Annotated in this window: 13 protein-coding genes; 5 read left to right on the top strand and 8 right to left on the bottom strand. The window is 35.7% G+C overall.

The annotated features are described in order from the left end of the window. Window positions 1-97: 97 nt before the first annotated feature. Genes BAQ44_RS20795 through BAQ44_RS20815 form a run of 5 tightly spaced genes read right to left on the bottom strand, consistent with a single transcriptional unit; the run spans window position 98 to window position 5,667 of the window. Window positions 98-1,582 (bottom strand): aldehyde dehydrogenase family protein, encoded by a 1,485-nt coding sequence (locus tag BAQ44_RS20795; protein ID WP_061679720.1) that lies wholly within the window; start codon window positions 1,580-1,582, stop codon window positions 98-100. Window positions 1,583-1,600: 18 nt separating this feature from the next. Next, window positions 1,601-2,497 carry a 4-hydroxy-tetrahydrodipicolinate synthase gene (gene dapA / locus BAQ44_RS20800; protein ID WP_061679719.1) on the bottom strand — a complete coding sequence of 299 codons (897 nt, stop codon included), beginning with the start codon at window positions 2,495-2,497 and terminating at the stop codon, window positions 1,601-1,603. Between the two features lie 22 nt (window positions 2,498-2,519). Further along, window positions 2,520-3,461, bottom strand: coding sequence for a proline racemase family protein (locus tag BAQ44_RS20805; protein WP_071723465.1), 942 nt, complete (start codon window positions 3,459-3,461; stop codon window positions 2,520-2,522). Beyond that, on the bottom strand, window positions 3,458-4,495 hold the full coding sequence (locus tag BAQ44_RS20810; protein ID WP_071723467.1) for a proline racemase family protein: 1,038 nt from the start codon (window positions 4,493-4,495) through the stop codon (window positions 3,458-3,460). Before BAQ44_RS20810 ends, BAQ44_RS20805 begins: the two co-directional genes overlap by 4 nt. After that, window positions 4,492-5,667 (bottom strand): NAD(P)/FAD-dependent oxidoreductase, encoded by a 1,176-nt coding sequence (locus BAQ44_RS20815; protein ID WP_063259927.1) that lies wholly within the window; start codon window positions 5,665-5,667, stop codon window positions 4,492-4,494. Before BAQ44_RS20815 ends, BAQ44_RS20810 begins: the two co-directional genes overlap by 4 nt. Before the next feature lie 185 nt (window positions 5,668-5,852). On the opposite strand from BAQ44_RS20815, the gene BAQ44_RS20820 reads away from it, so the two are divergent. The 4 genes from BAQ44_RS20820 to BAQ44_RS20835 all read left to right on the top strand — a co-directional run bounded on the left by BAQ44_RS20820 (window position 5,853) and on the right by BAQ44_RS20835 (window position 9,420). Continuing rightward, window positions 5,853-7,514: a sigma-54 interaction domain-containing protein gene (locus tag BAQ44_RS20820; RefSeq protein ID WP_071723469.1), complete on the top strand. Its 1,662-nt coding sequence runs from the start codon at window positions 5,853-5,855 to the stop codon at window positions 7,512-7,514. A gap of 72 nt (window positions 7,515-7,586) precedes the next feature. Continuing rightward, on the top strand, window positions 7,587-7,859 hold the full coding sequence (locus tag BAQ44_RS20825) for a (2Fe-2S)-binding protein (protein WP_061679714.1): 273 nt from the start codon (window positions 7,587-7,589) through the stop codon (window positions 7,857-7,859). Then, window positions 7,856-8,188, top strand: a complete 333-nt coding sequence (locus tag BAQ44_RS20830; protein ID WP_061679713.1) for a (2Fe-2S)-binding protein — start codon at window positions 7,856-7,858, stop codon at window positions 8,186-8,188. The genes BAQ44_RS20825 and BAQ44_RS20830 overlap by 4 nt, the downstream gene beginning before the upstream one ends. Then, entirely contained in the window at window positions 8,185-9,420 is a 1,236-nt protein-coding gene (locus BAQ44_RS20835) for an NAD(P)/FAD-dependent oxidoreductase (protein ID WP_071723471.1), read from the top strand. Before BAQ44_RS20830 ends, BAQ44_RS20835 begins: the two co-directional genes overlap by 4 nt. Window positions 9,421-9,444: 24 nt before the next feature. On the opposite strand, the gene BAQ44_RS20840 is transcribed toward BAQ44_RS20835, so the two are convergent. Together BAQ44_RS20840 and BAQ44_RS20845 are read right to left on the bottom strand one after the other, a co-directional pair. Further along, window positions 9,445-9,753: a YxcD family protein gene (locus BAQ44_RS20840; RefSeq protein WP_061679711.1), complete on the bottom strand. Its 309-nt coding sequence runs from the start codon at window positions 9,751-9,753 to the stop codon at window positions 9,445-9,447. After that, a complete protein-coding gene (locus tag BAQ44_RS20845) occupies window positions 9,741-10,190 on the bottom strand; it encodes a hypothetical protein (RefSeq protein WP_000914486.1) in 450 nt (149 codons plus the stop codon). The genes BAQ44_RS20840 and BAQ44_RS20845 overlap by 13 nt, the downstream gene beginning before the upstream one ends. 259 nt (window positions 10,191-10,449) lie before the next feature. On the opposite strand from BAQ44_RS20845, the gene BAQ44_RS20850 reads away from it, so the two are divergent. Beyond that, window positions 10,450-11,214 carry a DUF1836 domain-containing protein gene (locus BAQ44_RS20850; RefSeq protein ID WP_000447228.1) on the top strand — a complete coding sequence of 255 codons (765 nt, stop codon included), beginning with the start codon at window positions 10,450-10,452 and terminating at the stop codon, window positions 11,212-11,214. Between the two features lie 191 nt (window positions 11,215-11,405). Here the strand turns inward: BAQ44_RS20850 and BAQ44_RS20855 are convergent, their stop codons facing one another. Beyond that, window positions 11,406-12,806, bottom strand: a complete 1,401-nt coding sequence (locus BAQ44_RS20855) for an HD domain-containing protein (RefSeq protein ID WP_071723473.1) — start codon at window positions 12,804-12,806, stop codon at window positions 11,406-11,408. Window positions 12,807-12,828: the final 22 nt, after the last annotated feature.

The raw sequence follows: 12,828 nt of genomic DNA on the forward strand, positions 1-12,828 counted from the left end.
TTTATATATAAGAAAACGGACAACTATTATTAAACCTTACAGTTGTCCGTATCTCTCATTATTTCATCCTGCTATTTAATAACAGTTAGGTTCTCTATTACTTTATATTTACCCAAACGCTTTTCACTTCTGTATAGTTATCAAGCGCATATGAACCTAACTCACGACCGATACCAGATTGTTTAAAGCCACCAAATGGTGCAGCTGCATTTTCTAAGTTATAATCATTGATCCATACTGTTCCTGCTTTTAATTTATTGGCAACTTGATGTCCTGTTTTAATATTTTGTGTCCATACGCCTGCAGCGAGTCCGTATGAAGAGCGATTCGCTCTTTCAATGACCTCTTCTGTTGAATCAAATGGAAGTACAACGACAACTGGTCCAAAAATTTCTTCTTTCACAATTGTCATATCATCAGTAACATTTATGAATACTGTTGGCTGTACAAAATATCCTTTTTCAAATGCCCGTTCACCACCAGCAGCAACAGTAGCGCCTTCTGCTTTTCCTTGTTCAATGTAATGTAGCACACGCTCTTGTTGCTTTTTAGATACAAGTGGACCCATTTCCGTTTCCTTCTCCATACCTGCTCCAAGTTTCACGTTATTCGCCATTTTTACTAGTTCATTTACGACTGTTTCGTAATGTTTCCGGTGAACGAACACGCGAGAACCGGCACTACAATTTTGGCCATGATTATACATAATGCCTTGGAATGCACCGTTAATCGCTTCTTCTAAATCAGCGTCTTCTAAAATAATATTTGGAGATTTACCACCAAGTTCTAACGTTACATGTTTAATTGTTTCTGCAGATTGACGCATAATATATTTCCCTGTAACAGTTGAACCTGTGAAGGCTACCTTATCAATATCATGATGGTTTACGATTGCAGCTCCTGCTTCAGGGCCAAAACCTGGAACAAAGTTTACAACACCGTTTGGAAAACCTGCTTCTTTAAATAGTTTCGCTGTATATAATAGCGATAAAGGCGTTTGTTCTGCTGGTTTTAATACGATTGTACAACCTGTTGCTAATGCTGCTCCCATTTTCCAAGAAGACATAACGAGTGGAAAATTCCAAGGAATAATTTGACCTACAACCCCAACAGGTTCATGGCGTGTGTAATTTAAGTAATCTTTTGAAATCGGAATAGTTTGCCCGATAATTTTTGTAGCCCATCCCGCATAATAACGATAATTTTCTACAGTCGCTGCAATATCATCATCCAGTGCAACTTGATATGGTTTCCCGTTATCTAATGCTTCTAACTGTGCTAATTCTTCTCCATGCTCTTCAATTAAGTCTGCTAATTTATAAATAAGATGCGCTCTTTCAGCAGTGGTCATTTCTGCCCAAGGTCCTAATTCAAATGCAGATCTTGCCGCTTTTACTGCTACATCAATATCCCCTTCTTGCGCTTCGCATACGACAGCTAGAACATCTTCTGTTGCTGGATTGTATGTCTCAAATGTCTTCCCGCTAACGGAAGGGACAAATTCACCATTAATAAACATTTTAATTTCTTCATTTAAAAACGCTTTCACTTTTGGTCTCAGCTCAATGTTTGTCGTTAACATATATGATCTCCTCCTTATTTAAACAGCTGCATGAGCTGCAATTTTTGAAATAATCGTTTGAAGTTTTTGATCTTCTTCTTCAGTTAATCCGAGTCTTGGATAACGAGAAGGTCCCCCAGCTTGCCCGTGTAATTCCATTGAGCGTTTAACGATTTGTACATATTTTCCTGATCCTTCAAGAAACTCACAAAGTGGTAAAATCGCATCGTTTATTTCCCAAGCTTTTTCTAATTCACCGTTTTGGAAATGCTTATACATTTTCGTAACAAGTCCTGGTACAATATTTCCTGCCACTGAAACCCATCCCGTCGCACCAACTAAATAAGATTCCATAACTAAATCTTCAGACCCACAGAAGACTTGAAAAGCACCTTCTCCTTGTCTTACTAAATCTCTAGCTTTTCGAATATCCCCGCTTGATTCTTTAATATGTGTAACATTTTCACATTCTTTTCCAATACGTAGCATGAGCTCCGTACTCATATCAACACCGGATGTAAACGGGTTATTATATAACATAATTGGTATATTTACAGCGTTTGAGATTTCTTTAAAGTGAAAATAAATTTCCTCTTCTTTCGGTTTACAATAGTACGAGTTTATAATTAATGCACAATCTGCTCCATGCGCTTCTGCATGTTTCGTATATTCAATCGTTTCTTTCGTCGTTTCTGCTGCAGTTCCAACAATAACTGGAATACGGCCATCTACTTCTTTTAATACTGTTTCTACCATTTTAAATCGTTCTTCTTTTGATAAACTAACGAACTCTCCTGTACTTCCATTAATAATAATCCCAGCTACTTTTTGCTCAATAAAGTAGTTTACGTTTTGTTTTACACCATTCCAATTAATTTCTTGAAACTCATCCATCGGTGTGATTAATACTGGAAATGCCCCTTTAATGTTTTTCATAATTATCTCTCCCCTTACTATTTTATTTTAATAAAAATCCTGTCGGAAACGGATCTGTAGAGTCTAATAGAAACGTCTGCATTCCTGTAATAAATCCTCTACTTTCAAATCGGAAAATGTAGCCTAGTTCTTCTTTCTTCACTTGTTCCACTGTTATAAAGCTATTAAAAATACTTTCATTTTTAAAAGGTTTATCCGCTATATAATCATTTTTAAATAATGTATGAACATAAGATACAATAGTAGAAACAAAACCAGGCGAACGTACGATAAAGTTATCTTCATGAAATGTAATCGACGTTATATGGTTCTTTTCTGTTTGCATAGATTCTACTAAAATAAGTCTTTTTATTAATGACTGTTTTTGTATAGCTTGAAGTGTAACTTCACCCCATTTTTTTAATTTAGAGATGTTTTCAATGCTGATTTCTGGTGAATATGCATCCTTTTCTACAACTGCATATACTTTATCTGCCTGTATAAGGGAGTAACTTATATTACCAATTTGTAAATTTTTCTCAATCATATAACATAATTTACTTTCAAATGAAACAGATACAACTTCATCATTCTCTACATACGCATGGACTGAAAATATGCCAGATAACGTTTCAATTTTGTATTGATTCGTATCTCTCTTTTTTAAATAACCGCTTTCTAGTAACATCGTAATGACTGCGACAATGCCTCCATAATGAAGAGGGATGGAACCTTCATGATTAAAAAATAATACAGCTGCATCGACTTCCGCATAAATAGAAGGAACGACGATACATCCATTTAAACCGATAAAACCACGTGGTTCATTTAATAAAAGCTTCATTTCTTCTGCTAATTCACCTGAAAATTGTTCATTTAAATGTTCTAAACTGTAGTAATATTTGCATGGTACATCTTTTATTACACGAAATGCTTCACCATTTACATGTACGTCTACTGCTGTATACATTTTTTGAATGTTCATTTTACATCCTCCGTTTCATGTTCCATCGGCGGAATTAGCAAAAAGCCTTCTTTAAGTGGATCCTTTTCATTGTAAAAAAATCTATGCATTCCCATAAGCCAAGCTGAACCTGTAATTTTTGTTACGACAGCTTCCATATTTTCAACATTTGTCGTATGAATGACGCACCCTTTAAATAGAGAGCCAACGATACTCTCGTGAATAAACTCTTCATTAATCTCGATTTTTTGATTAGCGTATAATACCGCTAATTTCGCTGATGTTCCTGTACCACAAGGAGAACGATCAATTCCTCCTGGCGGAACGACAACTGTATTTTTCACATGCGCACTTTCATGAGTAGGATCTGTATAAAATTCAACATGGGTTAATCCTCTAATAAACGAATACTCTGGATGAACGATTTCAAATTTCTCATTTATGATATTTCTAATATGAATTGCCTTATCGATGATTGTAGATGCATTTTCTGGTACTAACTCTAAACCTACTGATTTCGCATCGATAATGGCATAAAAATTCCCTCCATACGCAATATCGGCCTCTACAGTTCCAATTCCTTCGACTTGTACAGTGATATGTTTAAGTAAAAAAGCTGGTATGTTACAGAAGGAGACTTCTTTCGCTTTTCCATCTTGAACAAAGATATCCACTTCAACTAAGCCAGCTGGTGTGTCTAACTTTAACGAAGTAATCGGTTCAACTACCGGAATTAAACCTGATTCAATTAAAGCTGTACATACACCAATTGTATCGTGACCACACATCGGTAAATATCCACCTGTCTCTATGTAAATAACACCAATATCAGCTTCAGGATGACATGGATCTGTTAATAATGCGCCTGACATTACATCATGACCACGCGGTTCATTCATTAACAATTTGCGAATCCAGTCATACTCCTTTTTCATATGTAACATCTTCTCTGCCATCGTCTCTCCAATTAACTTTGGAAGTCCGCTTATCAATGTCCTCGTTGGATTCCCGCCCGTATGTGTATCAATCGTCGTAAAGACTCTTTGTGACCTCATCCGTTTAACACCCTTTCTGTAAAACGACTCAAACGAAGTGGTTCAATTGGAATGATTGTTTCTTTTTCATTTAATAACTCTTCAATCACTTTTCCAGTAACCGCTGCAAGGCTAATGCCATCCCCTTCATGCCCAGCTGCTATAAAGTAGTTCGGGATATGTTCCACACGTGAAATGATTGGCAAATGGTCTTCTGTCCACGGGCGTAATCCAGCATATGAACGAATCACCATCATATCCGCCATTTTCGGATAAAAACGAATTGCTCTGTTTGCAATACATTTAATAACTTCGTTGTTTATCTTCGTATGAAAACCTACAAACTCTCTACTACTACCAATTAAAAAATTTTGGCTTTCTGTCGGCTCAAATACAAGAGCAACCCCATATTTCTCAGTTAAAGCATCCACTTTTCGTTTTCCGCCAAATTTAGAAATTAAATAACCAAATTCCATTACTTTACGGCAACCAACGTGTTGTTGCCTTGAAGCTACAATAATATGCCCTTTTCTCGGTTCAATTGGGATATTTACATCCAACATTTCTCCGATTTTCGGAGCCCACACACCAGCTGCGTTCACCACTTGCTTCGCAGTAAACGTCCCGTTAGTCGTTTCTACAATAAAGGAACCGTCTATATCTCTTTTCATTTCTTTCACTTCCGTATGATTAAAAGCTTTCGTACCAAACTTCTTCGATTCTGCAAGAAGTGAAAAAGCAAGAAGATATGGATTTACAGTCGAATCCGTTGCGCATTCTAATCCGCCTAATAAATCGTCTGCAAAAAATGGCGATTCCTCTCTTATATCTTGCCTATCGAGCATTCGAAACGGTAAACCAGCTTCTTTTTGACGATTCACCCATTGCTGTGCTGCTTCCATTTCTTCGTCTGACTCACATACGAGAATACTTCCTGGCGCCCTATATTCAAATGAGTGCTCTAACTCTTCACTTAAATCAGTAACTAATTTTTGACTTACTAACGACATTTGACTATCAAATCCTGGGTCTTTATCAATAGCCAAAATATTCCCGTCACACCGTGAAGACGTCCCACTGACAAATTCTCCTTTTTCAATGATTGTTACGTCTCTTCCGTATTTTGATGTGTAATAAGCGATAGAACAGCCTATAATACCACCGCCTATTATTAAAACGTCACAGTGCCTCACGTAGCACCCCTCCCTTCTTTCTTTTTCATCCCTCACTTTCTTTTATGCAATTGACGTGCCAACTGTACATATATACACTTTTTATAAATAATATTTTTATTTGTAAAAATATTTTAAATTCATCGTAAATAGGTGTATTATTTTTTTATCACTGTCAAAATTTTTATACATAACAGGAGGACAATATGGCATTCTCATTTCCCACAATAAAAGAATTTCTAAAAACTTTATCAATTGATCATACATACAGCTTGCAACATACCCAGCAAGTTCACGAAAAGTATTATTACCGCCCTTCTACTACAGAAGAATATAACTGCGCAGTAATATATGAAGATGACTCATTCACCGCTTTAATTGACGCGTTTTCCAATGAAATAGTCGTTATCATAATGAACGAAAATAAAGAGCCGCTATGCTGTATAACGACTCAGCAAATCATTCCGTTTCTTGTTAAGTCGTACAATGAACTGCAATCTTTTTATAACGCCGTAATACAAACAACTGATTCTTCCGTTACAGTCATCGATGAGAAAGAACATGTTCGTACTTGGACAGATGGTGCTGAAAAGATTTTTTCAGTCAATCATAATGAAATTATTGGACAACCTATCACTCGATTTTTTGACTATAAAGATTTGGAAATTTTGCAATCATTACATGACGGAAAAAGCATAATCGCTCAGTTCCATCAGCCTCGCCCAGATTTGTTCGTATTAATAAATTCAAACCCAGTGTATTGTAACGATGAAATTATAGGGGCTGTCGTTTCAGAAACTGATGTTACAAATCAAGTTGCTTTAAACGAAAAACTATTCAATATGTCACATGAAATGCACCGATTAGAACAAGAAGTCGCAAAATATAAAGATGAATCAGATCCTTTCCTTGCAATGAATGGAAAGAGCCCTGTTATACAAAGAACAATACAATTAGCTAGAAAGGTTTGTTCAGTGAAATCAACTGTTTTAATACTTGGAGAAAGTGGAGTTGGAAAAGAAGTTTTTGCAAAGGCGATACATGAAGCTAGTGAGGCAGCTAAGGCACCTTTCATTTCAATTAACTGCGGCGCCATTCCAGAAGCGTTATTTGAAAGTGAATTATTCGGGTATGAACGCGGGGCGTTTTCTGGTGCAAATAGTAAAGGGAAAAAAGGAAAAATAGAGCTCGCACAGGGCGGTACATTATTCCTTGATGAAATAGGAGAAATGCCGCTTGATATGCAAGTAAAGCTTTTGCGTGTACTACAAGAACGAAAATATTACCGAGTTGGTGGCGAGAAAGAGATTAATATTGACTTCCGTATTATCGCTGCTACAAACCGTGATTTACAAGAAGAAATGAGAAAAGGCACGTTCCGAGAAGATTTATACTACCGCCTAAATGTAGTTAGCTTGCATATTCCACCGCTGCGCGAGAGACGCGAAGATATTATTGAATTAACCTACTCTTTCTTAAACGATTTTTCAATCAACTACAACAGACCAATCCGTGACTTACCTTCAAGCATTATGCATGAACTGCTTCATTACAATTGGCCAGGTAATATTCGCGAGCTTCGTAACGTTGTTGAAAGACTTGTCGTATTTGCGACTGACGGTATTATAAAACAAGAATATTTACCATTTCATACAACTGAAACGTTAGACAATCATACGACTCATTCCCTATTACTCAGCAACAATCATACAATCCTCTCTTTACAAGAAGAGATGGATGAACATGAGAAAAAAGTAATCGAGAGGGCATTACGTATTTTGAATGGGAATAAATTAGAATGCGCGAAACAGCTTGGTGTTACAAGGGCAACTTTATATAATCGATTAAAAAAACTTGGGTTACAATAACCATTTCCTCCTTTATATTGGCATAGTTTTTGCATAATAATTTGTGCAAACCGAACTAGAGGAGGAATTCATATGACGAATAAAGATCACTTAATTGTTTGTCGATGTGAAGAAGTTACATACGGTCAACTTCAATCGACAATTGCTGAATATAAATGCTCGGCAAGAGAATTAAAACTAAGAACACGTGCTGGCATGGGATTTTGCGGTGGCCGCACATGTAGAATGATGATAGATCGAATGATTGAAAATGCGAATCCTGATGCAATTCCTAATGAAATCCCATTAAAATATCAACCACCTGTGCGAGCAGTTACCTTTGGAGCGGTAGGTGAAAATCAATGAATAGAATTACACATCATCCTATTTTAGGGAGTTTAAATAGTAGTAAGCGCATCACTTTCCAATTTAACGGACAACAATATGAAGCATATGAACATGAAACGATTGCGGCGGCTTTACTTGCAAACGGAATAAGAACTTTAAGAGTGCATGAAGATAGCGGGACGCCACGGGGTATTTACTGTAATATTGGACATTGTTCTGAATGCCGCGTCACAGTAAACAATCAAACAAACGTACGAGCATGTTTAACCGTTGTAGAAGACAATATGGTTGTTGCCAGTGGTAAACAGCATCCCAATATCGTCAGAGAGATGGTGAAAAAGCGATGAACGATGTCATTATTATCGGAGCTGGACCAGCAGGTTTATCGGCCTCCATCTCTTGTGCTCGTTTTGGACTAAATGTACTTGTTATTGATGAATTTATGAAGCCTGGCGGAAGGTTACTCGGACAATTACATCAAGAACCTACTGGAGAATGGTGGAACGGAATAGAAGAAGCAAAACGCCTTCACGAAGAAGCAAAATCACTTTCAGTTGATATTCGATGTGGTATTTCCGTCTATAATTTAGATAAAGATGAAAGTTCTTGGTACGTACATACGAATATCGGTACGTTAGAAGCACCGTTCATTTTACTTGCTACTGGTGCTGCTGAGTACTCTATTCCCCTTCCTGGTTGGACACTTCCAGGAGTTATGTCAATCGGGGCAGCCCAAGTAATGACAAATGTACATCGCGTTCAAGTTGGGCGAAAAGGAATAATTATTGGTGCTAACATTTTGTCATTCGCTATTTTAAATGAATTACAATTAGCGGGAATTAAAGTGGAACATATCGTACTTCCTGAAAAAAGTGAATTAAGTCAAAGAGCTGGTGAACCAGAAGAAGTTTTAAACTCTCTATTACATGCTGCTCACCTTGCTCCATCACCTTTATTACGTATAGGTAGTCGATTGATGAAATATAATTGGGCGAAACAAGCTGGATTAAACTTCTATCCAAATAGCGGTATGAAAATAAATGGTACACCCCTTCACCTTCGAAAAGCAGCTCTTGAAATTATCGGTACAGATCAAGTTGAAGGTGTACGCGTTGCTAATATTGATACGAAAGGAAACATCTTAACTGGATCGGAACAAATATATGAGGCAGACTTCGTTTGTATTGCCGGCGGCTTATACCCTCTTGCTGAGTTAGCTGCTGTAGCTGGTTGTCCTTTCCGTTACATTCCGGAATTAGGCGGACATGTTCCACTGCATTCCGAAACAATGGAAACCACTCTTCCCGGTTTATTTGTTGCCGGTAATATAACTGGCATTGAAAGCGGGAAAATCGCAATGGCACAAGGAACTGTTGCTGGATATTCAATTGTACAACAAGCAAATACAAAATCTCATTCGGTTGAACAACACTTGCAACAGGCGATGCAACATGTACATACCGTGCGACAGCAAGCTGCCATTCAATTTAACCCGATGATTGATGACGGTAGACGGAAAATGAATGAAATTTGGCGTGATTATTCCCTGGCATATGCACATACTAAAAAGAGCTGCTGAGATTACTCTCAACAGCTCTTTTTTCTACTCTTCTGAGTTATTAAATTTCGCTAATGCGTAAATGCCTTCTTCATCGTCTAATTCAAGTTGTAATCTTGCTGCAAATGAATTGACATTATATTCTCTGTCAAGCAATAAGCGTAGTGCTTCGATTAAGTTCGCTTGAATTAAAATTTGTTTACGACCATTTACCTCTACTTCAGCAGAGAAACCATAGTCATCGTCATACATTAGTTCAACTAAAACTTCTTCTGGACCGACTTGTCTTTTTTCAGCGATATATACGCAAAGTGCATTGATAAGTTCTTGTTCAGAAATTTTTATTGTTTCCATGCTACTTCATCTTCCTTTTTCTTACGTTGATCTTTGAAGTATTTAAATGCACGAACTGCTAACATTACGATACCAGCCATTACTAACATATTTACCATAAACGCTAATACAGAACCAAGAGCTCCCATATTTGCAAATAAGCTACCCATTAGTAAACCACCAAGACCACCTAGTAATAAACCTTTCATAAAGCTTCCTTTATTACTTTTTGGTGCTGTGTTTGTTGCTTTTGTTTTTGAATCTGTTGTTGTTTTTTGTGAATTCACGTTACTATCTTTTTTGTTCAAATCAACTTTTGACTTTTGACCAGAACTTGGTGTGTATGATTTTTTACCAGATTTGTAACTCTTCGCTGCTGCGTGATCTACAAACATGAAGCTACTAGCTCCAAAGATAACCATGAATGCTGTCATGACTGCTACAAGTTTTTTCAACATATTATATCCATTCTCCTTTTATATAGATATATGTGAAATCTACCTTTCTAGTAAATTCAGAATGATAGATTTGTTTTTAAAAACATTTTAAAGGTTCTTATGAACTTATTATATGAACTTTTGTCGAAATATGCAAGCATTATTTACTTGCGACAGTTTGGTGACAAAGGAAAAATTAAGCAAAACAGAATTGACTTTAAATGAAACAAAACATATTATAGGTTCATAAGAACTTTTTATTATTTTTGGAGGTGAAAAGATGGAAACATTTCATCTCACACGAAACGAAATGGCTACCCTTCTTCTATCTTTAAGAGGATGGAATACGAAAAAGCCTCTCGGTATTTTACAAGAAGCGTGGGCAAAGTCACATAAAAAAGATATTGAAAGCGGACAAAGCGTAACTGCTTTTATTACTACCGCACTTTCACCTATTTTTGAAAAACTGATTAAAATTGACGATACAGACGTCGGTTTTTCATTAAATGAAATAGTTGCGCTTGGAAATCAAATTGAAAATACAAGTTTCTCAGTAACGGCCATGCAAAACTGGGTAAAACGAGATATTAAAGAAATGATTGGCTCTCCTCAAAAAGGGAAAAAATATTCAATTGAACAAGCTGCCTTACTATTCATTGTCGAAGATTTAAAAACAGCACTTGATTTTGAATCCATTCGTAAGCTATTACGCCTTATCGTAAATGACCCAGCCGATCGAAGTGATGACTTAATCAATCCTGTTCATTTATATGGAGCATACTCTTCTCTATTTGAAGAACTCAATCAAGGGAACTGCTTACAACTAAATGCAACAGATACAGTTCATACGATTGAAAACATCGTAAAAGAAAAAGCTGATAAAATCGCAAGCAAGTTCGATCAGGTTAATAACGAGCAACGTGAAGCGATTCGTAATGCGATTATTATTGCCACATTATCTGTTCATACCGCTTATGTACAAATGTTAGCAAAACGCTACGTAACAGCAACTTTATTTTTACAAAATTTAGAAGTGAAACCGTAAAAATAGGAGCAGAAATGCTTCTATTTTTTTATAACGAAAACAAGCATCAACCTGTTACATACTTAGAACAGGTTGATGCTTGTTTCTCTAGATATTAATTATAAAAAACCATAATCGCCTATTATTAATTCAAAATTGATCATTTCATTCTATTATATTTCGAACAAGTTTTCTCGATAAATTTAATCCCTTCATCTTTGTAACTCTTTATAAATTTCGATTTGAGCTCTTGAGCTATTAGCAAAACTTAACCAACCCTGTCTCACATTACTAATGTTTTCAGTTACCAAAAGTTCAACTATATCTAGATGTGAAACATTCGTTATTATCGATTTATTTATACCATTAACTTTAGCCCCTGACATATACTTAGCAATCTCAGGATTTAATGCGAAAGCAAAATCAATTACAGTAGCACCTTGCGGTAAGTTCACGGAATCTAACTTAGGAGTAAATGCAACAATATTATCTTGGAATAGTTCATACGATACTAAATCATAAAATTCAATCGCATCTTGAGTTACTAGATCATTTGTCTTAATAAAATGATCCATCAATTTATGAATTATATTTTGCATCTCCTTATCAGTTAAACTTTTTGTAAGTACATGAAATACTCCTTTATCTCGTATCTCCTGATTTATTTTTGTTTCAATACATATCACTATTTCATGGTTATTGATCACAACTTTAGTCTTTAAGTATTTGTTTAATACATCACTTTCAATTGCTATATTATCTTCAAATTGATATGGAATTGGTTGGTATAGTTGATGTATAACTCCTAATATTTTATAACAGTCTAAATTATTTGAGGCCGTGATAATTATTTTTGACACTGCTGTAATGTCTTGAATATCTTGGAGACGAGAATAAGCTGTATAAATAGGGCTTACTTCATAGTTAACTTCAAATATTAAAGATGGATTTAGAAAATTATTTATATCTTGCATGATATTTTGAGAAAAACCCTCTAATAACTTAACATAATTTTGTAAAAGAATTTTCATTCCCTTATATTTAGAATGGTTAAGATAATAAAAACCTAAATCTTCTAACTCGTGTTGAATATGTAATAGCCCTAGTCTTTTACAAATCGGAGCGAAAATTTTGAGTGTTTCATTTGCATAAGGAACTTGTTTCTTTACAGCTTTCACCTGTAAAGTTCTCATGTTATGTAGACGATCTATCACTTTTATAATAGCTACTCTTATATCTCCTTGCGTAGCTAACAATAATTTCTTTAAATTTATTGCTTCATACTCTTCTTTATTAGGGATTTGTTTTTTATCAATTTTAGTTAACCCTTCTACAATATCTGCAACTTTTTTACCGAATATATCACGTATATACTCAATTGTATAATCTGTATCCTCCACCACATCATGTAGTAATGCTCCAACTAAAGTTATAATATCTGCCTTACAATCTAACAAAATTTCTGTAACTGCAAATGGATGAGTAATATACGGCTCACCGGAAACGCGGAATTGTCCTTCATGTGCTTTCTTGGAAACTAATATAGCTTTATGTAATTGTTCTAATTCTGCTTTATGTAGATATGAGGCCTTTTCTAATAATGCTTTTTTCATATTTTCACCTTCATCATGTAAA

This window comes from Bacillus mobilis (assembly GCF_001884045.1).
In the GTDB taxonomy this organism is placed as follows: domain Bacteria; phylum Bacillota; class Bacilli; order Bacillales; family Bacillaceae_G; genus Bacillus_A; species Bacillus_A mobilis.